18 protein-coding genes and 1 riboswitch are annotated in these 20,861 nt (G+C 68.1%); of the genes, 5 read left to right on the forward strand and 13 right to left on the reverse strand.

The features are described from left to right. Positions 1 to 93: 93 nt before the first annotated feature. From ACFVXE_RS04215 to ACFVXE_RS04225, 3 genes are all read left to right on the forward strand, one after another. Complete coding sequence (locus tag ACFVXE_RS04215; RefSeq protein WP_389669012.1) at positions 94 to 489, forward strand: hypothetical protein; 396 nt, start codon at positions 94 to 96, stop codon at positions 487 to 489. Positions 490 to 1,003: 514 nt separating this feature from the next. After that, on the forward strand, positions 1,004 to 1,435 hold the full coding sequence (locus ACFVXE_RS04220; protein ID WP_389669014.1) for a hypothetical protein: 432 nt from the start codon (positions 1,004 to 1,006) through the stop codon (positions 1,433 to 1,435). Between the two features lie 556 nt (positions 1,436 to 1,991). After that, positions 1,992 to 2,552 (forward strand): hypothetical protein, encoded by a 561-nt coding sequence (locus ACFVXE_RS04225; RefSeq protein ID WP_389669015.1) that lies wholly within the window; start codon positions 1,992 to 1,994, stop codon positions 2,550 to 2,552. Between the two features lie 483 nt (positions 2,553 to 3,035). Here the strand turns inward: ACFVXE_RS04225 and ACFVXE_RS04230 are convergent, their stop codons facing one another. Both ACFVXE_RS04230 and ACFVXE_RS04235 read right to left on the reverse strand, forming a co-directional pair. Further along, the gene (locus ACFVXE_RS04230) at positions 3,036 to 3,917 is read right to left on the reverse strand and encodes an aminoglycoside phosphotransferase family protein (RefSeq protein ID WP_389669017.1); all 882 of its coding nucleotides are present in this window, start codon (positions 3,915 to 3,917) and stop codon (positions 3,036 to 3,038) included. Positions 3,918 to 4,337: 420 nt separating this feature from the next. Beyond that, a complete protein-coding gene (locus tag ACFVXE_RS04235) occupies positions 4,338 to 5,003 on the reverse strand; it encodes a class I SAM-dependent methyltransferase family protein (RefSeq protein ID WP_389669019.1) in 666 nt (221 codons plus the stop codon). 515 nt (positions 5,004 to 5,518) lie between these two features. On the opposite strand from ACFVXE_RS04235, the gene ACFVXE_RS04240 reads away from it, so the two are divergent. Beyond that, positions 5,519 to 6,415, forward strand: coding sequence for an aminoglycoside phosphotransferase family protein (locus tag ACFVXE_RS04240; RefSeq protein ID WP_389669021.1), 897 nt, complete (start codon positions 5,519 to 5,521; stop codon positions 6,413 to 6,415). A gap of 210 nt (positions 6,416 to 6,625) precedes the next feature. Then, the gene (locus tag ACFVXE_RS04245) at positions 6,626 to 6,877 is read left to right on the forward strand and encodes a hypothetical protein (RefSeq protein ID WP_389669022.1); all 252 of its coding nucleotides are present in this window, start codon (positions 6,626 to 6,628) and stop codon (positions 6,875 to 6,877) included. 1,002 nt (positions 6,878 to 7,879) lie between these two features. On the opposite strand, the gene metE is transcribed toward ACFVXE_RS04245, so the two are convergent. The 11 genes from metE to ACFVXE_RS04300 form a co-directional block, all read right to left on the reverse strand. Beyond that, on the reverse strand, positions 7,880 to 10,246 hold the full coding sequence (metE, locus tag ACFVXE_RS04250; protein WP_389669024.1) for a 5-methyltetrahydropteroyltriglutamate--homocysteine S-methyltransferase: 2,367 nt from the start codon (positions 10,244 to 10,246) through the stop codon (positions 7,880 to 7,882). A 114-nt stretch (positions 10,247 to 10,360) separates the two neighbouring features. Then, positions 10,361 to 10,578, reverse strand: a riboswitch (cobalamin riboswitch). A gap of 661 nt (positions 10,579 to 11,239) precedes the next feature. Continuing rightward, on the reverse strand, positions 11,240 to 11,797 hold the full coding sequence (ssuE, locus tag ACFVXE_RS04255; RefSeq protein WP_389669026.1) for an NADPH-dependent FMN reductase: 558 nt from the start codon (positions 11,795 to 11,797) through the stop codon (positions 11,240 to 11,242). Positions 11,798 to 11,961: 164 nt separating this feature from the next. Continuing rightward, complete coding sequence (locus tag ACFVXE_RS04260; protein ID WP_389669028.1) at positions 11,962 to 12,729, reverse strand: alpha/beta hydrolase; 768 nt, start codon at positions 12,727 to 12,729, stop codon at positions 11,962 to 11,964. Position 12,730: 1 nt separating this feature from the next. Next, positions 12,731 to 13,783: an LLM class flavin-dependent oxidoreductase gene (locus ACFVXE_RS04265; RefSeq protein WP_389669030.1), complete on the reverse strand. Its 1,053-nt coding sequence runs from the start codon at positions 13,781 to 13,783 to the stop codon at positions 12,731 to 12,733. Beyond that, positions 13,780 to 14,118 (reverse strand): hypothetical protein, encoded by a 339-nt coding sequence (locus ACFVXE_RS04270; protein WP_389669032.1) that lies wholly within the window; start codon positions 14,116 to 14,118, stop codon positions 13,780 to 13,782. Before ACFVXE_RS04270 ends, ACFVXE_RS04265 begins: the two co-directional genes overlap by 4 nt. A gap of 10 nt (positions 14,119 to 14,128) precedes the next feature. Continuing rightward, entirely contained in the window at positions 14,129 to 15,469 is a 1,341-nt protein-coding gene (locus ACFVXE_RS04275; protein WP_389669033.1) for an NtaA/DmoA family FMN-dependent monooxygenase, read from the reverse strand. A 28-nt stretch (positions 15,470 to 15,497) separates the two neighbouring features. Next, positions 15,498 to 16,367 carry an ABC transporter ATP-binding protein gene (locus tag ACFVXE_RS04280; protein WP_389669035.1) on the reverse strand — a complete coding sequence of 290 codons (870 nt, stop codon included), beginning with the start codon at positions 16,365 to 16,367 and terminating at the stop codon, positions 15,498 to 15,500. Further along, positions 16,364 to 17,242, reverse strand: coding sequence for an ABC transporter ATP-binding protein (locus ACFVXE_RS04285; RefSeq protein WP_389669037.1), 879 nt, complete (start codon positions 17,240 to 17,242; stop codon positions 16,364 to 16,366). Before ACFVXE_RS04285 ends, ACFVXE_RS04280 begins: the two co-directional genes overlap by 4 nt. Further along, a complete protein-coding gene (locus ACFVXE_RS04290; protein ID WP_389669039.1) occupies positions 17,239 to 18,129 on the reverse strand; it encodes an ABC transporter permease in 891 nt (296 codons plus the stop codon). The genes ACFVXE_RS04285 and ACFVXE_RS04290 overlap by 4 nt, the downstream gene beginning before the upstream one ends. A 3-nt stretch (positions 18,130 to 18,132) precedes the next feature. Next, positions 18,133 to 19,161: an ABC transporter permease gene (locus ACFVXE_RS04295; protein ID WP_389669041.1), complete on the reverse strand. Its 1,029-nt coding sequence runs from the start codon at positions 19,159 to 19,161 to the stop codon at positions 18,133 to 18,135. Positions 19,162 to 19,209: 48 nt separating this feature from the next. Beyond that, positions 19,210 to 20,787 carry an ABC transporter substrate-binding protein gene (locus ACFVXE_RS04300; protein ID WP_389669043.1) on the reverse strand — a complete coding sequence of 526 codons (1,578 nt, stop codon included), beginning with the start codon at positions 20,785 to 20,787 and terminating at the stop codon, positions 19,210 to 19,212. Between the last annotated feature and the right edge of the window lie 74 nt (positions 20,788 to 20,861).

The following is a 20,861-nucleotide window of genomic DNA, read 5'->3' on the forward strand; positions in this document are numbered from 1 at the left end:
CGTCAGGGGTTACACGTGGCAAGGCTGGGAGCGTGGAAGTGGGTGGGGAAGCGGGGCCGCCTGCTGCCGGCCGTCCTACTTCTCATTGCCGTATTGATTGACTTCAGCACGCCCCGCACCGTCAGCGCTGCCGCCCTCTACGCGGCCGCGATCTTGTCGGCCGCTCCACTGCTGTCTCTGCGGGGCACCGTTCTCACCGGGGTGTTCGCGCTCCTCATCGACTGGATGATGTTCCGGTATTCCGGCTATCGCCGGAGTGCGATCGCCGTCAGCGAGCTGATCATGGTCGCGACAGTGACCGTGATCGCGGGCTTCCTCAATCGCGTCCTGAAAGCGGCGCCGACGGAGCCCGGACACGAGGGGCGGCCGGCGCGCCGTGGTCGTGCGATGACGCCGGGAGGCCCATCGCACGTCTGTGCACGAGCACCAGCCGCACGACGGGGCCGCCCCTGTTGCGCCGTCAAAGGCGGGCCCGGCCTGCTGACCTAGGCAAGGGCGCTGGAACTCAGGTCACGGCGGCGTCTTGCTTGTCGAAGTGGCCGCCGACCTCGGCCACCTCACCCGCCTCATCAAGAGAAAGAAGATCCAGTACCGGCCTCACTCGGTCGACAGCCGCCGCCCGCCCACCGGCCTCAACGCAATGAGATATCCGGACATCACAAGTTCACCCGAGCATCGGGTGAACAACTGATTGGACGCCGGCATTATAACGGGGGTTATTTATCGACAACCTCCTCGGCCGTAAGAGGTGACGCTGTCGTATATACGCCATCGCCGCATGAGGCATCGTCCAACTTGATACCCATTTCAGTGGCTGCCTCCCGTTTCGCGGGATTGGTATTCATTCGGACCTGCGAGTGCAGCGCGCGCAATACAAGCCTTGCTCACAAGGGTTGCCCGCTGTACGCTCCATCCACTCGAGATCCAAAAGGATCAGCCACCATTGCCTCGTCCGAAAATAATCGATGCCGAGACAATGTGACCGCGAAGAGGATTGTCCAGAATGCGCATTCTGTCACGTGTTGCTGTAGCAACCGCATCCTTACTGTCGTTGGTGGGGCTCACCTCCACGCCCGCCGGCGCTGCTGGCCACGATACGTATATTGCCTATGCCGAAGGCTTCGCCAACTACAGCTGCTACAACGAATACGGTAACCAATCCGGGGGCGCTGTAGGTTTTCTCTCGTACGGTGAGCACCTATCGGTCAGCGACACGTGCAAGGACGGAAAGTCGACCGTCGGCGTCGTGAACGTCGGGAGCTCTTTCTACTATTACTGGAACCATGGCGGCGCCGGCACCACCCGGTCGGTAGACCTCTCGTTCGACGAGAATCTGTACGTTGCGATTCAAGGCTGCCTCGGCGACTGGGAGGGCACGCCCACCGGGGGGCTCGCCAGGGACACCTGCGGCTCGGTCACATTTGCCACGGCCTGAGTGGATCCGCATCATTCAGGACTGATTTACGTAGTCCTTGTCGGCACATGTGTGGCCCTGCGGTGCATCAATCCGAGGTCCGCGCCGCACGTGCCCCGGCCTGAAGACCGGCGAAGGCAACGACGAGCCGAGGGGCGTCCGGCAGGTGCAGGACGCCCCTCGGCTCTGCGCGTCCGGGAAGGCGCGCGAGACCAGGACTGCGAGGCGATCGACGACGACACCAGCAAGCGGCCGTCGAGGGCAGTGGCGCCGCCTTCGCCCTGCCGATCGAGGACGACGTGCGCTACGACGAAGTCACCGACCGGACGGCGATGAACAAGTCCGGGTTGAGGTTCACACTCCGCCAGCTGGTTCACGGCGCCGTGAAGGACATCCACAGGATGCGTTGCGGAGGCAAAGTTTCCGTTTCGTTCGGGTGATTTTCCGTGATTTTCCCTGTGCCTGTTTCGCGCGCCTCTCGGTGCATTGCGGATACTTATCGAGAGTTGTTGTTCTGTTTCTCCGGTGTTTAGATGAGGGCATGACGAGAGTACGGGGTGCGGTCGGTACCGTCCTGGTGGCGGGATTTGCGGTGCTGGCCACCGCCTGCGGGGGCGGTGAAAGCCATGGCGAAGCCGGTGATGCCCGGAACGCCGGCGGCACCCAGAAAGCGGTGCGGGTATCCGCGGGGACGAATCTGAAGTCCGTCATGAAGGACACGGCTGACGCCGGGAAGGGGTTCTCCCTCAAGGATGCCACGAGCCTCGGACGGTACATTTACTTCGCCGCAGCCGACCGGTATGTCCTGTGCTTCAAGAAAGACGTTCCGCGCATGAAGGCCGTGGATCTCTACGCCGTCCCGGTCGGGGAGAGATGTCCGGCCAGGATCGGCGCCCGAGTCCCTGCGCCCAAGGTCCCCCGCCTCAGCGGAAAGCAGGTCGAGAAATCCCTCTTGGCCGCATTGGTGGCTGGATACAACCCAAAACATGTCAAGGTGGTCAACGTGGCTGACCCCACCAAGGTGATTGATCCGGAGCCGACAGCCAAGTGGCAGGTGTGCGCGCAGGAACCACAGGCGGGAACGGCGTTCGACGCGTCGGACGAGGTGCGGGTGCGGGTGGCGGTGGACTGTCCGTAGAGGGCGTCCGGAAAGGGCTGCCAGCAGGCAACTTCTACGGCTGGGGTGGGCGCGCTGCCTACCCGACACTCACGTCGACCTAGTGAGGCCGGTGCTGGATCTCCTTCAGCTTGGCCCGACGTCGCACCGGGAGACCGGCCGCGCACAAGGCGTGGGCCCATGCCATCGCGGAGTACGAGCACCTCGTGATGATGGACAGGACCGACCCCTCCACCTGGCCGCCGTCCTCGGCACCAGCCAATGCGCCGCGATCCGCTGTGCCAACGCCGCAAAGGCATTCCTCAAGTCCTCACTCGAACAGGGCCGATAGCGCCGCCCCACCCTTGCGTCCGCTTCCTATGCGACCTGTCGCGGTGAAGATTGGCCCCGTCGAAGGTTGGTGAGGGCCGGCTCCTCTCATCGAAGGTGAAGGGGCCTGCCGGGGCCGTATCGTTCGGAATGGAAAGACGGCAGGGCCCTTACCCGCTTGCGGCGGCCCCGGCCCTAGTCCAGTACCGCATTCAAGGTGCGGTGACCGATTCCGGCCATCAGCGGGTTGTCGGCAGAGTGCGTCAGGAAGACCAGGGCCAGGGCCAGGGCCCATCCCCGTGCCCGCGTCCAAGTGCTGTAGTCGGCGCGGCCGTACGCCCGCCGAAACCCCTCGCGCTGCGAAGCGGGCAGAGCCATCCAAGCCACGGCCAGGTCAGTGGCGGGGTCTCCGGCGGTGATGTCGCCGAAGTCAATCACGGCTGCGACCCGGCCATGGTCGACCAGGATGTTCGCAGGGTGCAGGTCGCCGTGCAGCCACACCGGCGGGCCGTTCCACTCGGGTGCGGCGGTGGCGCTCTCCCATACCCGCATCGCGGCGGCCCGTGCGGCCGGATCGTCGAGATGAGGCAGTTGGGCCATCACACCGGCGGCCCGGCCGGCGAGCGGGATGCCACGCAGGTGATTGACCGGGGCGTCTGCCGGCGCCGGCACGTGCAGGGCCCTGAGGAATCCGCCGAGGGCGAGCGCCGCCTCCCCCGGATCGGCCGGCGGTGTGCGGGCCGCGGTCTCCCCGGGCAGGAACGGCACCACGCTCCAGGTCCACGGATATCCGCGGCCTGGTAGACCGGTGCGCACCGGCGCCGGAACGGGCAGCGGCAGGTGGCCGGCAAGACCGGGCAGCCAGCGCTGTTCATTCACCACGAGTCCGGCGGCCAGGCTACGCCGAGGGAGGCGCACCAGATAGTCGTCGCCGAGCCGGCAGACCATGTTGTCCCACCCGTTGGCCAGAACCTTGATGGCGAGTCCCGCGAGGTCGTGGTGCTGGTCGCTCAGCAACTGGCGGACCAATTCCGGGGAGACCGGCACCTCGGCAGCCGGCATGCCTTTGACACTCACCGCGCAATCCTAGGCCCCGCCTCGCCGGAACGGCCTTCGTGAACGCGTACGACGACGAGATGGAGGCGGCTGCCCCCTACCTGCGGTACCTGGCACTCAGCGGCTGCGGTCCGTCGACCGTATGCAGCTACGGGTACGGCTCTGCTCCGGTGGTTCCGGCTGCTGTGGCTGCTGGGGGCCTGGGAGTAGGCGGCCAAGGCCGAAGTCGCAATGCCGGCAGGATCGCTGCGGACGGCCTCGAATCCGCAGCGTCAACGGACACGGTCAGGTGGACGAAGCGGGCACGCCGTCGCGGGGCGAGACAGCCTGACGGACCCGGCGCGGGAGTGATCGGCCCCTGTCACACCGGGCGACCCGCCGGATCATGCATCAGGCGAACGAGCGGCTGGGCACGAACTGGACCCTGCACGACGACTTCCGTCAGGCGCCTCCTGCCTGCGCTTTCGCTTGTCTGAGCACGTCGTATCCGATAAAGGTGAACATGTTCATGCCCGGGACGAGCGGCTGTGGTTCGCCGGTGAAGCGGTGCACACCGACGCCGAGGCCCGCATCCCGATCCGACAGCCACTGCAGCTCGAACCCCCGTACCTTGAACCACTCACAGATCAGCGGCACCCGGTCGGGAGCGGCACGATGACGGGTCCAGATGACGGTGCCGCCGGTCCGGCACAGTTGGGCGCACGAGTCGATCGTGCGCTCGATGTCCTCGTCGGCGATGTTGCCGAACACTCCGCAGACCAGCACGAGGTCAGCCGGCACCATGCCGCGGTACTGATCCGTGAGCGAGGCATCCGCCGTCACCACTTCCACGTGGTCCAGGCCGGCCGATCGGGCCATCTCCTCAGCGAACGCGGTGTTCCGCTGGTCCAACTCGACCAGACGCGCGCGTACATCATCGCGGCGGGGATGGTCGGCCAGCACCTCCAGCAGATCACGCCCCTGGCCGGCACACAGGCTGATCACCCGCAGAGGGCCGGACGGGAAACCCGCCAGGGCGGCACGGATCTGCGTCTGAACCGCCTCCAATCGCCGTGCCATCCACGAGCTGGGGTGATCGTATTGGTCATGCCAGGTCCGCCAGTCCATAGTGGGAACCCTAGGGTGACGGCACTCGCCGGGCGACTCAATTCGGATCACTTTGCGGAGATCGCCACACGCGTGTCCACCAGGGTCGCGAAGGGGGCCCTCGCCGAACCACCACGTCATTCGCCACACGAACACCTACGCGCACAGCGAGTGCGGACATAAGCAACTTCTTCGCCACCAAACCGGTCAGCAGCGACCTGCCCGTGCACATCGGCGCCGGCCTGCTGGGCCACCTCGCATCCAGACCACCCGCGGCTACGCCGCCGTCTCAGGATGTGAAGCGAGTTCGAAGAGCACTCTGACCGCCGCGACGTCGAGCTCGGCTCCTGCGGACGCCTCTACGGCACCCCTGCCAACACGAACACGCCTGCTTCTCCGAACTTTGGGGCCGTGCCGTCCCAAAGCCTCTGATCTGCAGCTCTCTGAAACCGAATTGGTGATGCCAGGGGAATCACAGCGAGATGTTCCGGAGAGCGAGAGCCGCTCCGCCTGCCGCCTCAGTACTGTGGCTTCGCATGACCGACACCGAGATCGAGATCACCGCAGACCTGGTCCGCGACCTGCTGCAGGAGCAACATCCAGACCTTGCGGAGCTGGCCATCCGCGAGGTGGCGGGCGGCTGGGGCAACCAGATGTGGCGCCTCGGGGACGAGCTGGCCGTGCGCATGCAGCGCATGGACCCCACCCCGGAGCTCCAGCTCAAGGAGCGGCGGTGGCTACCCGTGCTGGCCCCGCGCCTGCCTCTCCCGGTGCCGACCCCGGTGCGGTTCGGCGAACCGTCCGAGCGCTTCCCCAAACACTGGACCGTGATGACGTGGGTTCCCGGCGAGCCGCTGGACCACGGCTCGATCAGCCGCGGCGCCCACGCGGCCGACACGCTGGCATGCTTCCTCCAGGCGCTCCATGTGGAGGCGCCCGCCGAGGCGCCGATCACTACGGACCGCGGTGACCATCCCAGGAACTGCACGGACGGCTTCGAGAACTTCTTCCAGGCCGTTGCCCCCAACGACATCGCTGCCGACGTCCGGGCCGTCTGGGACGACGCCGTTGCGGCCCACGCGTGGGAGGGCCCGCCGATGTGGGTACACGGCGACCTCCATCCCGCGAACGTCGTCGTCTCGGACGGAACGCTCTCGGGCATCGTCGACTTCGGTGGCATGTTCGCCGGCGATCCGGCCTGGGACCTCGCCGCCGCATGGGTGCTGCTGCCCGCGGGCATGGCCGCACGGTTCTTCGACGTGTACGCGCATGCAGACGAGGCGGCGATCCGGCGCGCCCGCGGGCTGGCCGCCATGAAGAGCCTCTTCCTGATGCTCATGGGGCAGAACGGAGATCGGGGCCTTCCCGGCGGCAAGTCGAACTGGGGACCTGCAGGCCGGGCGGCACTTGATCGTGTTCTGAAGGGCCTTTGATGCAGGGAGATCCGAAGGCGCGTGCACAAGTGCCGATGGACACCTTCCGCTTCTCGAGGTGGGCCAGGAAGGCGTCCCACTCCTCCTCCGTCGGGATCCGGTACTCCTCGCTGGGACGGAAGGCCCGCCGACGACCCATGAACGCCCGGTGGGCCTCGATTGTCTCGGCAGGGTAGACCGCCGTGTACCCGATCGTGGTGTCAATGTTCTGTGACCGCAGATCACCTGGACAATGTGCGGGGGAAGTCCGTTCATGATGGCGTCGGTGACGAAGACTCTTCGGAAGTCGTGAGGAGAAAAGGACAGCGCTTCACCGTCAGCGTCGGCCGGCCCGGTGGCGGCCAGCGCATTGATCAGCAGTTCGCGGATCGCGGTCGGCGTGAAAGCGCGGCGCTCCGAGCCGATGCCGCGCTGGAACAGCAGCGCATCGGCGGGTTCCAGACCTTCTCACGGACGTCATAGGCGGCCACCAGCGGAACCGAACCACTGAGGCCACGCAGCCGGCTGATGATGGCGCTGAGGACGTCGGCGAGTTCTGGGCTGACCAGCAGGAACCGCTCGGTGTCGGCCGGGCCTCCAGACGGGTCGCTCGGTCCCAGGAGACGTCCACAGCCTGCAGGAACCGCCACCACCGCAACAGATCCATCCCGTAGGAGCGAACCGTAGACGGCGCTTTCCCGGCGGCCAGTTCCAGAGTGCGCCGACCAACAAGTCGCCGACCCAGACCTCGTATGCGGCCCTCTCCCCCACACGTCCCTCCCCCGCCCCTTGCCCAGACAGTAACCGTCCGGATGGACCTCTGGTCCTGGCCGGTCGGCGTCTCACGGCTCGTCCGCACCGCGGTTCCGACCCGCGATGCCCTTGCCCTGCTGGACCGGGCGGCCAACATCCTTGACGTCGGTGCTGAACACGGAGAAGGCCGTGGTCCCGGAGAGGCTGGTCGAGGAGGAGGCGCGGGTTCGGCGCGCTTCGCGGAAACCGGCAGGCACCCCCGGGGCGGGTCATGAGACGGTGTGGTTCGGACCAGCAGAGGGGGAGAATGGGGCTGACCTACGGCTACGACATCTACCTGCCTCCCCGGAACGTCGCCAGGGCGCTGACCAATCTGGCCGAGCTGGCGCCACCGCCCCGTGGCAAGCCGTCGCTCGAGCTCAGAGTTGGTATCCGGTCCCCGCTTTCCAGATCGGCGAACCCTTATGGCGACTTGGCCCGACCCCGACCGGTGAGCACCGGTGCACCCTGACGCGGCACAACGATCGCCTTGACTGCCGAGCTGTCTGTGTACGGCGAGGGGCCCTCGCAATCATCACCCGTGCGTCGACACCCGTGCGCATGCCGTCCACCACGATGTCCGGCGGACCGTGTTCCACCGGTGGGCCCCTTCGTCGTGTCTGCTGCCGTGCACTGTTCGTCAGCCGGGGCCGAGGCGCTGGTATGCGCCCCGGCCCTTCGGTCACTTCTCGGTCAGAGCGTGGGCAGCTCGCTGCGGACCGTGCGGGCTGCGGTGACCAGGTTCTGCAGAGACGCCTTGGTCTCGGGCCAGCCGCGGGTCTTCAGGCCGCAGTCGGGGTTGACCCACAGTCGTTCGGCGGGAATGGCCTTCAGTCCCTTGCGGAGCAGGGCGGCGGCCTCGTCGGCATCGGGCACGCGTGGGGAGTGAATGTCGTACACGCCGGGGCCCGCTTCGCGCGGGTACCCGTGCGCGGCGAGTTCGCGGGCGACCTGCATGTGGGAGCGGGCCGCTTCCAGGCTGATGACATCGGCGTCGAGGTTGTCGATGGCCTGGACGATGTCGCCGAACTCGGCATAGCACATGTGGGTGTGGACCTGGGTGTCCGGCCGCACGCCGCTGGTGGTGAGACGGAAGGACTCGGTGGCCCAGGCCAGGTACGCGGCGTGGTCCGCCGTGCGCAGGGGCAGGGTTTCGCGCAGGGCCGGTTCGTCGACCTGGATGACCGAAGTGCCCGCTGATTCCAGGTCGTTGGCCTCGTCGCGCAGGGCGAGGGCGACCTGCCGGGCGGTGTCGCCGAGTGGCTGGTCGTCGCGGACGAAGGACCAGGCGAGCATGGTGACGGGTCCGGTCAGCATGCCCTTGACCGGACGGTCGGTGAGCGACTGGGCGTATGAGGTCCAGCGGACCGTCATCGGTTCGGTGCGCGAGATGTCGCCGGCCAGGACAGGCGGGCGGACATAGCGGGTGCCGTAGGACTGGACCCAGCCGTGCTGGGTGGCGAGGTAGCCCGTGAGCTGCTCGGCGAAGTACTGGACCATGTCGTTGCGTTCGGGCTCACCGTGCACCAGGACGTCGATGCCGGTCTTCTCCTGGAAGGAGATGACCTCGCCGATTTCGGCCTTGATCCGCTCTTCGTATCCGGCCGTGTCGATCCGGCCCGCGCGCAGGTCGGCGCGGGCCGTGCGCAGTGCACTGGTCTGCGGGAAGGAGCCGATGGTGGTGGTCGGCAGCAACGGCAGTTTGAGGTGGGCACGCTGGGCGGCGGCCCGCTCGGTGTACGGCTGGGAGCGGCGGCTGTCGGTGTCGGTGACAGTGGCGGTCCTGGCCCGAACCGCGGGTACGTGGGTGATCGGGGAATTCGTGCGGGAGGCGAGGTCGGCGCGGTTGGCGGCGATCTCGGCGATGACCGCGCCGGTGCCCTGAGACAGGCCCTTCGCCAGCGTGACGACCTCGGTGGTCTTCTGCTTGGCGAAGGCGAGCCAGCGAAGGATCTGAGGGTCGATGTCCCGCTCCGGCGCCGTGTCCAGGGGGATGTGCAGCAGGGAGCAGGAGGCGGCCACATCGACCCGGTCGGCGAGCCCCAGGAGAGTGGCAAGAGTGGCCAGCGACTGCTCGTAGTCGTTGATCCAGATGTTGCGGCCGCTGACGACCCCCGCGACGAGCCGCTTGCCGGGCAGACCGCCGACGGCGGCGAGGTCTTCGAGGTTCGCGGCGCCGGCACCGGTGAAGTCCCTTGCCAGGCCCTCGACCGGGGCCTTCGCCAGGACGGGGAGCGCCTCGCCGAGCCGGTCGAAGTAGGAGGCGACGAGCAGCTTGGGGCGGTCGGCCAGGCTGCCGAGTTCACGGTAGGCGCGGGCGACGGCGTTCAGCTCGGCCGGGGAGCGGTCCTGGACCAACGCGGGCTCGTCGAGCTGCACCCACTCCGCGCCGGCGGCACTCAGATCGGCGAGTACCTCTGCGTACACCGGCAGCAACCGGTCGAGCAGGGTGAGTGGTTCGAAGCCGGCCGCCACCCCGGGGGCGGGCTTGGCCAGCAGGAGATACGTGACAGGGCCGACGAGCACCGGCCGGGCCGTGTGTCCGAGCGCCAGCGCTTCCTTCAGCTCGGTGGCCTGCTTGGCGGAGTCGGCGGCGAAGACAGTGTCCGGACCGAGCTCGGGGACAAGGTAGTGGTAATTGGTGTCGAACCACTTGGTCATCTCAAGGGGAGCTACGTCCTGGGTGCCGCGGGCCATCGCGAAGTACCCGTCGAGCGTGTCGGATTCGACGGCCTTGCGGTGCCTCTGCGGGATTGCGCCGACCATGACGCTGGTGTCCAGAACGTGGTCGTAGTACGAGAAGTCGCCGGTGGGTACCTCGTGGACACCGGCATCCGCCAGTTGCTTCCAGTTCGACCGGCGTAGGTCGGCCGCCGTTTCCCGCAGGGCGTCGGCCGTGACACGGCCCTTCCAGTAACCCTCGATGGCCTTCTTCAGTTCCCGGTTCGGGCCTTGGCGGGGGTATCCGTACACGGTGGCGCGTGCTGCCGCGGCCACGGTCTTGTTGTCACGGAAATCTCCTTCGCGAGATGACTCCTTGAGATCCCGGAGACGGGACACGGACGCGAAGGGATGACGAACCGGACGGATCCCGCGCACGTGTTCGGTGCGGTCTCTCCGTCTGGTACGTACGCCGACCCGCCCACGAGGTCACCGGGATGTCCGTACGCGATCGGTCGCGTACGGGCAACGGGCAGGTCTTCGGACTCGCGGGCACATCTGCCGAGGCAGATTCCTACTGACCGTCGCTTCCCAGATCCGACCGGATCCAGTGCGTATGACGGCGGTCGTTCCCACTCACCGCTGCGGGGCAGTCCCGGATTCCCACCGGGTTCCCTCTTACGAAGCATCCCGTCTGGCGGACGGGGCGAACCAGTTGCACGCGGCAGCCTACGGGGCCGAGCAGGGAAGCATCGGGTCACGTCCATCATTCGGATGACGAGGTGAGATGCGCCAGGCCTTTCCGGGAGTGGCGGACCTGCGTGACGCCGACCTGAGCACGGCTTTCCTGGGAGGTGGTTTCCTCGGGTGCGTCCTGCTCAGTGGAGCGGGCCGGAGCGGCGTGCACCTCGGAGGCGCAGACAGATGCGTTGTCCACCAGCGCCGACAGGTCTTACCGGTTCGTCGCCACTCGTGGTCCGAATGGCTGAGGGCGCGATGCGGAGTCGTTGCAGGAGGCAGGCCCCTGAGTCCGCAGCGGCCGCACCGAACCGCCCTTCTGAGCCTCCGGCCTTCCGAGATGAAGGTGCCCCCTCATCGACGTGGGGCTGCTCCAGCCGTAGATCGCTTCCCTGCTGGACGCGGCCCAACGGTCGGTCCGCGCCGCCCTCAAGGCGCTGCGCGACAGCAGGGGCGGTCGACCACCGCCACGCGCGCTCCCAAATGCCGATCTACGGCTGGAGTACCAGTACTCCAGCCGTAGATCGTGATCACATGCGAAGGCGGCGCCAACAGCTCCTGTGCCGAAACTGTTCCGGCACAGGAAGTTGCCGGCCTCAGGTGCCACACGGCCAAGGAGTGCGGCCGGGATGCCGTGACCCGCAGGCGGCGGGCTCAAGCGGTGGCCGATATCAGCGTCGGCCGGCCGCCCAGTGCAGCGGAGAAGGCGTCCGTGACCTGGGCCAGGGCGTGGGCGGACGCCGGTGCGAAGGTCGGTGCGCCGTCATCGCCGACGGTGATGTCCTTGTCGAGCGTGAACCAGCCTTGCACGATGTGCGCGGCACCCATGGAGCTGAGCACCGGGCGCAGTGCGTAGTCGATGGCCAGGACGTGCGCCGTGCTCCCGCCGGTGGCCAGCGGCAGCACCGTCTTGCCGGCCAGGGCGTACTGCGGGAGCAGGTCGAGCAGCGACTTCAGCAGACCCGAGTAGGCGGCCTTGTAGACGGGTGTACCGATCACCACGCCCTCCGCCTCCTCGAACAGGGCCGCGGCACGGGCGATGGCCGGGTTCCGGACGTCGGCGCCGAGCAGCGCATCGGCGGGCAGGGTGCGGACCGCCAACGAGGTCACCTCGTGACCCTGCTGCCGGAGCCGGTCGTCCAGGTGGCACAGGAGTCGCGCTGTACGGGAGGTGGCGGAGGGGCTTCCGGAGACGGACAGGATGGTGGCCATGCGTGGACCTTCCGGGATCGGGTTTCAAGCGGATTCATAAGTGCCTGATGGACAGGGGGAGTTGGGCGGTGCCTCCTTCGGGCCTCACAGCGCCGGTGGGCGACCTGACGCGACGGACCGTGGCAACCGACGCAAGGGCGCGGGAGCCGTGCAGCGCGCGGGGGTCACCAGGCGCTCGCTGCCACCGAGACCGCCGGTACCAGATCCGTCCGCAGCGCCTCCAGGAACGTGACGATCTCAGCGGCCACCGAGCGGTGCTGCAGGTCGTTCAGGACATCGTGATGAGCGTCGCGGACCACCGACAGCCGGGCACAGGCCAACGACTTCGCCACCCGGGCAAGCGCGTCGCGGTCCGCCAGCGGATCGGCGCCGCCGGTCAGGAGTAGTGCTGGTACCCGGATGTCACTCTCGTACGCCGCCGCGAGGATCCCGTCCGGAACCGCGTTGTCGAGCGACCCTCTCCGCACCTGGGGGTCGTCGGCGAGCGTCACTCGGTGGGCGGGACAGGAGGTGCGGACGTCGAGTTCGTGGTCCCATGGGCCGGACACGGTGGCGGTTCGGCCGGGGAGCCCCGCGAGGACGACGGCATCCGGCTGCCGGGCCGCCGGGATCTGCGCTCGGCCGAGGAGCGCGGCGATCGCGACGGCTCCAATGTCCGCTCCGACCAGGACGACGGGGCGGACCACACCGTCGTCGGCCGCGGCGCCGTCGACGGCGTCGGCGAGTTCTGCGCCGAAGCGGATCAGGGAAGCGGTGACGTCGTCGGCGTCGATGTCCGGGGCGTCGGTGACACGGACACGATAGGCGTCGGCGGCGAGCCGTCTGCCGAGCCGGGTATATGTCGCCCGGGTCTCCCCCCGTCCGGGCACCACGATGATCGTGCCCCGGGTGCGCAGGCCCTCGGGGCCGTGGTGGTCGGTGTAGTCGGTCATCTCAGACTCCTGCGGAATCGGACTCGGGCACGAATGCGGACCCGGGCTTGAGCGTGGGCTTCCAGCCCAGGGCGGGCGCCACCTCGGTCGCGATGAGCTCGAGAGCGCGGATCGCGGCGTCGTGGTCGGGGATGGCGGGGTTGAACTGGGTGATCAGGTCCGTCGCGACGGGCAGGACCTTCTCCTGCCGAAGCGCCTCGACGATCTCCTCGGGGGAGCCGTAGAAACTGTGGAAACGTCGTAGCGCCTCGTCGGCGTCCACGCCTTCGGGGAATGCGCCGCTCTGCGCCATGCGCAGTGCCGCCCGGTGGACGTCGCCGCCGATCTGGCGGAGCGCCGTGCGCCTGTCCTTCGCCGGGAACACGAACCGGGACAGCCCGATACGCGGGCGTCGCGGCTGCTCCCAGGCGGCGAGGTACGCGTCCGCCCATGGGCGTTGGACCTCGTCGGTCGGGGCGTCGAATCCGTACGCGGCCCGGTTGAGCAGCAGGTTCGAGCCGCCTCCGGCGGCGTAGGCCGCTCCCCGCCCGCTGAACGCTCCCTGCCAGATCCGGCCGGTGAAGTCGCCGGTCGCCGGCTGTATGCGGAAGCCGGGCGTACGCACCTCCTCACCGGCCAGCGCCTCGCGCAGGACGTCGAGATGGGCGCTGGTCAGTTCGCGTCTACGGGTGGCGTCCAGGCCGAACGCGGCGTACTCCAGCTCGCTGGAGCCGCTGCCCACGCCGATCTCGACACGGCCGCCGCTGAGCGTGTCGACGGTGGCGACGTCCTCTGCCAGGCGAACGGGGTCCTCCAGGGGCAGGACCGTGACTGCGGTGCCGAGACGGATCCGGGTGGTCCGTGCCGCGGCGTGGGCGAGGAAGGTCCACGGTGAGGACAGCCCGCCCCCGCCCAACGGGACGTGGTGCTGGGCGACCCATCCGATGTCGAAGCCGAGTTCGTCGGCGGCGACGAAGAGTTCCTGGGCGTTGTGGTAGGTCCGGGCCGGGTCGTCGTCGCGGCCCTGGACGTGGGTGAGGAAGCCGAGCCGGAAGCGTGGTGTCCCGGTGGTCATGGGGCGGTCGCCTTTCGAGGTCGGGCCGTCACGCCGGCGATGCGGGGCCGGTCCGCCGGCGCCCTGCCGGGGATGCGCCCCTGGACTCGGTCGAGGACTGTGGCGGCGCCCGGCTCAGGGCGCCGCGCACCGCGCCGGTCGACGTGCTGGTCGGGACGTATCAGGACGTTGTCGGTGCCGTGGGTCTCGCGGATACGGGCGGCCGGCTCGATCGTCGCCGCGAGGCCGACCGGACCCGAGCCGGCGATCGGTGCGTCCGCCGCTGTGGGCGGGACCGCGACGGAAAACCGGTCGGTACGGACATCGCGTCCACCCGTTGCCGTCAGTCCGGTCATGTCCGGGCCCTCAGCCGTTCGCGAGCCGGCGCTCGCTGGTGTGGCGGTTGACGGGGACCGGCAGGCCGAGATTGCCCCGCAGGGTGTCGGCCTCGTACTCGGTACGGAACAGTCCGCGCTTCTGCAGGAGCGGGACCACACCGTCGACGAAGAGCTCCAGCTCGTCGTCGGTGCGGAAGGCGAGGTTGATGCCGTCGAACGTGCCCGCCTCGAACCACTTCTCGATCGTGTCCGCGACGGTCACCGGGTCGCCCACGAACGGCGACCGGCGGAACTGGTTCGCCGACTCCGCTACCTGACGAAGCGTCAAGTCTTCGGTCCGGGCCCGTTCGATGATCTTTGCCGCTGCTGTCCGGCCGCCCTTTTCGGCGAGGTGGGCGACGTCCGGGAACGGCGCGTCCAGATCGTGCGCACTGAAGTCGTAGGCGCCGAACGAACGGCCCAGCAGACCGAGGTTGCGGTCGAGGTCGTTGTCCTCCTCGAAGATCTCCCGCTCGCGACGCCTGGCCTTCTCGTCGGTCGGGGCGACGATCGGACCGCCGTGGATGAAGATCTTGATGTGATCCGGGTTACGCCCGTACGACGCCGTGCGCGTCTTGATGTCGGCGTAGTACTCCTGTGCCTGTTCCAGTGAGCCGCCCGGCGCGTAGATGCCTTCGGCGACCTGCGCCGCGAGGTCACGGCCCTCCGCGGAGACCCCCGCCTGGAAGATCACCGGCTGGCCCTGTGGCGAGCGGGAGATGTTGAGAGGTCCGGCGACCTTGAAGTGCTCGCCCTCGTGGTCGAGGGCGTGCAGTTTGGCGGGGTCGAGGAAGATGTTGCGTTCGACGTCCGCCGGGAAGGCGTCGTCCTCGTAGGAGTCCCACAGGCCACGGGCGACCTGGACGGACTCCAGGGCGCGGCCGTAGCGGGTGGCGTAGTCGAGGTGCTCGTCGAGCCCGTAGTTCCGGGAGGTGCCGGTGTCGAAACTGGTGACGACGTTCCAGCCGGCACGGCCGCCGCTGATGTGATCGAGCGAGGCGAACCGGCGGGCGAGGTTGAAGGGCGAGTTGTACGTCGAGCTGGCGGTGCCGACCAGACCTATGTGCCTGGTGTGGGTGGCGACCGCGGACAACAGGGTGAGCGGCTCCAGCCGGTTGAGATAGTGCGACGGGTAGGTGGCGTTGATGAATTGGCTGTCCACGATGATCAGCGCGTCGAAGAGGGCGTGTTCGGCGGCCTGGGCCTGCTGGATGTAGTAGTTGATGTCGATGCTGGAGTTCTTCGCGACGCGTGAGTCCTTCCACAGGCCGTGCTGGCCGGGGCCGCCGACGCCGTACGGGTGCAGGGCAAGGTGAATCGTGCGGGGCATGTCGGTTCTCTTCCTGTCGGTGGTGGGCTCAGGCGTGCAGTGCGGCGCGCAGCGTTTCGCGCTCGGCACGTTTGGCCGAAGCACCCTTCAAGGTGGGTGCGGAGCTGACGAGCAGCCGCGTGTAGGGGTGTCGCGGGTGGGTGATGACCTCGCGAGCGGTGCCTGCCTCGGCCAGCTCGCCGCGGTACAGCACGGCGATGCGGTCGGCGATCCCGGCGACCGAGCCGAGGTCGTGGGAGATGAAGACGAGGGCCGTGCCGTCGGCGCGCAGTTCCTTGAGGATTTCCAGGATCTGGACACGGTTGGCGGAGTCCAGGGCGCTGACCGGCTCGTCGAGGATGACCAGTTCGGGTTCGGTCACCAGGGCACGGGCCACCGCGACCCGCTGGCGCTGACCACCGGACAGCTCCCCGGGGAGCCGGTCGAGCAGATCCTCGTCCAGGCGTACCCGGGAGAGGAAGGACCGGGCCCGCTCGCTCGCCTCCTTGCGGGGGACGCCCTGGACGAGCAGCGGCTCGGTCAGGGAGTCCTCGACGGTGAGGTCCGGGTCGAGGCTGCGCAGCGGGTCCTGGAAGACGTACTGGACGACACCACGGCGGCGCAGGTTCCGCCACTGCCTGTGGCCGTACGCGCTGACGTCCTCCCCGCCGATGACGATCGAGCCCGACGAGGCGCGTACCAGGCCGAGCACGGCACGGGCCAGGGTGGACTTGCCCGAGCCGGTCTCACCGATGAGGCCGAGCGTCTCGCCGGACGCGACACTCAGCGAAACCCCGTGCAGAGCAAGACGGTTCCGGCGACGCAGGCCGTACCCGACGTCGAGTCCGCCGACCTCCAGGACCGGTCGAGCGGGCGCCGCGGTGCCGGCAGGCTTCTCCTGCGACAGCTCGGTGGTCACGCATCCTCCTTCGGTGCGAGGAACTGCTCCAGGCCGTACAGCTCGTGCTCGGCGATGAGCAGCCGGGTGTACTCGTGCTGGGGGTCGTGGAGTACGGAGCTTGTCGGGCCGTGCTCCACTACGTCGCCCTGCCGCATGACGAGGACCTCGTCGCACAGCTGGGCGACGACGGCCAGGTCGTGCGAGACGACGACGAGGGCGAGCCCGGTGCGCTCACGGAGGTCGGCGAGCAGGTCGAGGATCTCGGCCTGGACGGTGACATCGAGTGCGGTCGTGGCCTCGTCGGCGATGAGGATCTGTGGGTCGGCGGCGATCGCCGCGGCGATCAGTACCCGCTGGAGCATGCCTCCGGACAGCTCATGGGTGTATTGGCTGTACACCAGTTCCGGGTCCCGCAGGTGGACCGCGCGCAGCAGTTCGACGGCCCGCTGCCGTGCCTCGCGGCGTTTCAGTCCCTTCTTGACGCGGACGACCTCGGCGATCTGCGCACCCACGCGGATCGAGGGATTGAGGTAGGACGCCGGGTCCTGGAAGACGGCACTGATCGTGATGCCCCGCAGGGCCGTCCACTGCTGTGGCGACAGCGTGGTGATGTCTGCGCCGTCGAGCTCGACCGTGCCGCCGGTGACCTCGAAGTGCGGGGGCAGGATGCCCAGCGTGGCGCGGCAGGTGAGGGTCTTGCCACTGCCCGACTCACCGACGATGCCGACCGTTTTACCAGGCGTGAGTTCGAAACTCACGCCGTGGACGATCTCGCGGCCGTTGGCGATGTCACTGATGCGTACGTCGCGGACGGACAGTACGGGGGATGTCCGGTCGGCCGTGCGGCCGAGCGAGGCATCCGGTGGAGCGATGCTCTGGGCGAGCGTCGTCATGACACACCTCCAACGGGAGCAGGGTCGGCCTCGTCGAGGCGGTTGGCACGGGCCTTGCGGTTGTTGGCCAATGCACGGCCCGCCTCGCCGGAGACGTCGCGGACAGCGTCGGCGAGCAGGTTGCTGGCCCAGACGGTGATCATGATCAGCAATGCGGGGGCGAACGGCGCCCACGGCTGCTGGTCGAGGTAGCCGAGGTCGGATGCGAGGAGGCCGCCCCACGTGGGAGCGGGTGGCTGCACGCCGATCCCGAGGAACGTCAGGCTCGAAACGATGACAAAACCCACGCCGATCGTCTGGGCGAAGGCGACCGCGAGCGGCGGGAGCACCTTGGCCCAGACGTGGCGCCGCACCACCCAGCCGATGGAGGCCCCCGAGATGAGGGCGGCTTCCACGTACGGTGAGCGGGCCACGGACAGCGCGGCGGCGCGGGCCACCCGGTAGAACAGCGGGGACACCAGTACGCCCGTGACGAGCATGGCCTGCGTGATGCCGTTGCCGAGGAGCGCGATGACGGCGACGGCGAACAGCAGGAACGGCAGGGCCACCAACGTGTCGGTCAGCCGGAGGGTGACCCACTCGAAGGCGCGGCCGAGGTAGACCGAGAGGATACCGGGGAGCGCTCCGACGACCAGTGCCGTGAGCGCGACTTCGAGCGAGCCGAGCACGCTGACCCGGGAGCCGTAGAGAAGGCGGCTCAGCACGTCACGCCCGAGGTAGTCCGTCCCCAGCCAGTGCGCGCCCGAGGCATGGGCGAGTGCGTCGGTGCCGGTGGTCAGCGGATCCTGGGGGGCGAGCAACGGACCCAGGATCGCCAGCAGTGCGATCACGGTGAGGATGACGACGGCGATCCGGCCGGATGTGAGAGTGAGAACGCGGCGCACCATGGCTCACACCCCCCGCCGGGATGCGGGCGTCACGCGTGCCAGCACCAGGTTGATGATCAGGTTGAAGGCGACGACCAGGACGATCGACACCACGAGGACGCCCTGCACGGCAGGCACGTCACCGGCCTGTGCGGCGTCATTGGCGAACCTGCCGAACCCCTGAAGTCCGAAGATCCACTCCGTCACGACAGAGGCACCGACCAGCGCGGGGAACTTGAGCCCGAGTGTGGCGAGCGTCGGGCCGAGGCCGTTGCGCAGCACGTGCCGGAAGAAGATCCGACGGGAACTCAGCCCCCTTACCGCTGCGCCCGTCACGTAGTTCTCGCGGTAGGCGGCGACGAGGCTGGAGCGCAACTGGCGTGCGACGTCGGCGATGACATCGAAGCTCAGCGCGATCGCGGGGAGGGTGATGTGCGCGAGCCAGGGGCCCAGGCCCTGTTGCGCGGGGACGTAGCCGGCGGAGGGGAACAGGTGCAGTCCGACCGCGAAGACCGCGACCAGGACGATGCCGACGACGAATGCGGGCATCACCGAGATCACCGTGACGAAGCCCGTGACGGCGCGGTCGATCCAGGTGGTACGCCGCAGCCCGGCCACCGTGCCGAGTACGAAACCGAACACCGTGCCGATGATCAGGGCGAAGACCGCGACCGAAAGGCTCACGCCCAGGCCGAGTCCGATGAGGGTCGAGATGTCGGCGCCGTTGGTCCAGCTGGTGCCGAGTTGTCCGTGCACGACGCCGCTGATCCAGTCCCAGTACTGGACCAGGAAGGGCCTGTTCAGCCCCCACTGCGCCTCGACTCTGGCGATCGCCTCGGGGGTCGCCTCCTCGCCCAGCTGGATCCGCGCGGGACTGAGCCCGCTCAGCGACCGCAGTGCGAACGTCACGAATGTCGCGACCAGGAAGACAGGCACGAAGATCGCGATCGTCCGGGCGAGGACGACCGGTGTGCGGCCCAGCGTCTGTCGCGTCCTGATCCCTGCGATCCCGCGGCAGCGGTCGGGCACGGCCTGTGCCTCGGTCGTCGTCATGGGATACCCCCTTTCTGTGGTGGACGGATGCTCTGCGGCGGGCGGATGTCAGTTGCCGCCGGAGAGGGTCACGCCGGTCCAGTCGATGTGGGCCGGGTTCTTCGGCAGGTCGGAGATGGACTTGCTCCTGGCCATGAGGTTCGGCGCGGAGTACGTGAAGACCAGCGCCTTGCTCTCCAGGCCGGCCCTCGTCGCCGCGCGCAGGACATCCGGATAGTCCGGCGCGTCCAGCGGTGTCCGGCGGAGCTTGGCGACGGCGGCCTCGAAGGCATCCGGCTCGTACGGCGAGCTGAGGTTCAGCGGCCCGTGGGGACCGAAGTGGGCGGTGAGGGTCTGCGCCGCCGAGTCACGGCCCGTGGTGCTGTACAGCGAGAACGTCAGGTCCTTGGCGAAGAAGGGGGTGGCCCAGTTCTTGTCGATCTTGATGGTGACCGCGATACCGACCTTGGCCAACTGCGACTGGACGATCTCGGCCTGGGGGTCTTCAGCGGGAATGACCAGGTTGAGCTTGATGTCGCCGGCCTTGTAGCCCGCCTCGGCAAGGAGCTTCTTCGACTTCGCCGGGTCGTACGGGTAGGTGTTCCCGGACTTCGGGTCGTAGGCCACATATCCCTTCGGGAAGGGCTGGTTCGTCACCTCGCCGTATCCGAAAGTCAGTTTGTCGACGAACTCCTGGCGGTCGACCGCGTAGCGGACGGCGTCGACGACCTTGTCGTTGTTGAACGGGGCCTTGTTTATGTTGAGGCTGATGTTCGAGGCGTTGAAGCCGGGCTGGACAAAGACGTCCAGGCCCGCCTTCTTGGCCGCTGCCGCCTGACTCGGCTCGATGTCCGCGAAGTTGTACACGCCGGTTCGCAGTCCGGAGACCACGGTGGAAGCGTCTGGAGCCGAGGTGAGCTCGACGCTGTCGATGTGGATGTTCTTCGCGTCCCAGTAGTCAGGATTCTTCTTCAGGACCACCTTGGTGCCCGGTATCAGCTGGGTGACGACGAACGGCCCGGCACCGACCGGGTTCTGGTCCAGCTTCTCGGGCGACTTCGCCGCCTTGGGGCTGGCGATCTGCAGGACCCGCTGACCGAGCAACTGCGGTATCTGGTAGTCGACCTGGGTGAGATGGACGATCGCGTCCAGCCCCTTGGCCTCCACGGACTTGATCGAGGTGAGGTCGCCGAAGAGAGCCGAGTTCTTCTGCTTCTGCGCACGTTCGACAGCGGCCTTGACCGCGGCGGCATCGACCGGCACGCCGTCGCTGAACTTCAGCCCGGAGCGCAGGTGGAAGGTGATCTCGTCGCCCTTCTTGTTGTACTCCCAGCTCTTGGCGAGGTCAGGAACCGCATCGCCCTTCTCGTCAGTACGCGTCAACGAGGCGTAGGCCAGGGAGAGTTCACGGAACTGGGCGCCGCTCCCCCCGACCACCGGGTCCCAGTGGGTCGGGAAGTAGGAAGAGGCCCACTTAAGAGCGGTCGTGCCACCGGAGGTGGAGGCCTCGCCGCCGCAGGCGCTGAGTGCGGGGACGAGAACGGCGACAAGAGAGGTTCCGAAGGCAGTGGCGCGCAGACGGCCGGCGCGCCGGGTGGATCGGAGGTCTGGTCTGGGACCGGGGTTGGGCGTGAGTCGTCCGGACATCTCAATCTTTCTTTGAGGCACCTGCCCGTACAGGCAGGCGGAATCGGGGAGCGACGGGCGGGCTCGCACTCCTC

This window comes from Streptomyces sp. NPDC058231 (genome assembly GCF_042882275.1).
Taxonomy (GTDB): Bacteria; Actinomycetota; Actinomycetes; order Streptomycetales; family Streptomycetaceae; genus Streptomyces.

Excerpts from the sequence above, each read along its gene's own strand:
- ACFVXE_RS04220 (WP_389669014.1), top strand. The coding sequence starts at position 1,004 with ATGCGCATTCTGTCACGTGTTGCTGTAGCAACCGCATCCTTACTGTCG.
- ACFVXE_RS04235 (WP_389669019.1), bottom strand. The coding sequence starts at position 5,003 with ATGGACTGGCGGACCTGGCATGACCAATACGATCACCCCAGCTCGTGG.
- ACFVXE_RS04240 (WP_389669021.1), top strand. The coding sequence starts at position 5,519 with ATGACCGACACCGAGATCGAGATCACCGCAGACCTGGTCCGCGACCTG.
- ssuE (WP_389669026.1), bottom strand. The coding sequence starts at position 11,797 with ATGGCCACCATCCTGTCCGTCTCCGGAAGCCCCTCCGCCACCTCCCGT.
- ACFVXE_RS04260 (WP_389669028.1), bottom strand. The coding sequence starts at position 12,729 with ATGACCGACTACACCGACCACCACGGCCCCGAGGGCCTGCGCACCCGG.
- ACFVXE_RS04265 (WP_389669030.1), bottom strand. The coding sequence starts at position 13,783 with ATGACCACCGGGACACCACGCTTCCGGCTCGGCTTCCTCACCCACGTC.
- ACFVXE_RS04270 (WP_389669032.1), bottom strand. The coding sequence starts at position 14,118 with ATGACCGGACTGACGGCAACGGGTGGACGCGATGTCCGTACCGACCGG.
- ACFVXE_RS04275 (WP_389669033.1), bottom strand. The coding sequence starts at position 15,469 with ATGCCCCGCACGATTCACCTTGCCCTGCACCCGTACGGCGTCGGCGGC.
- ACFVXE_RS04285 (WP_389669037.1), bottom strand. The coding sequence starts at position 17,242 with ATGACGACGCTCGCCCAGAGCATCGCTCCACCGGATGCCTCGCTCGGC.
- ACFVXE_RS04290 (WP_389669039.1), bottom strand. The coding sequence starts at position 18,129 with ATGGTGCGCCGCGTTCTCACTCTCACATCCGGCCGGATCGCCGTCGTC.
- ACFVXE_RS04295 (WP_389669041.1), bottom strand. The coding sequence starts at position 19,161 with ATGACGACGACCGAGGCACAGGCCGTGCCCGACCGCTGCCGCGGGATC.
- ACFVXE_RS04300 (WP_389669043.1), bottom strand. The coding sequence starts at position 20,787 with ATGTCCGGACGACTCACGCCCAACCCCGGTCCCAGACCAGACCTCCGA.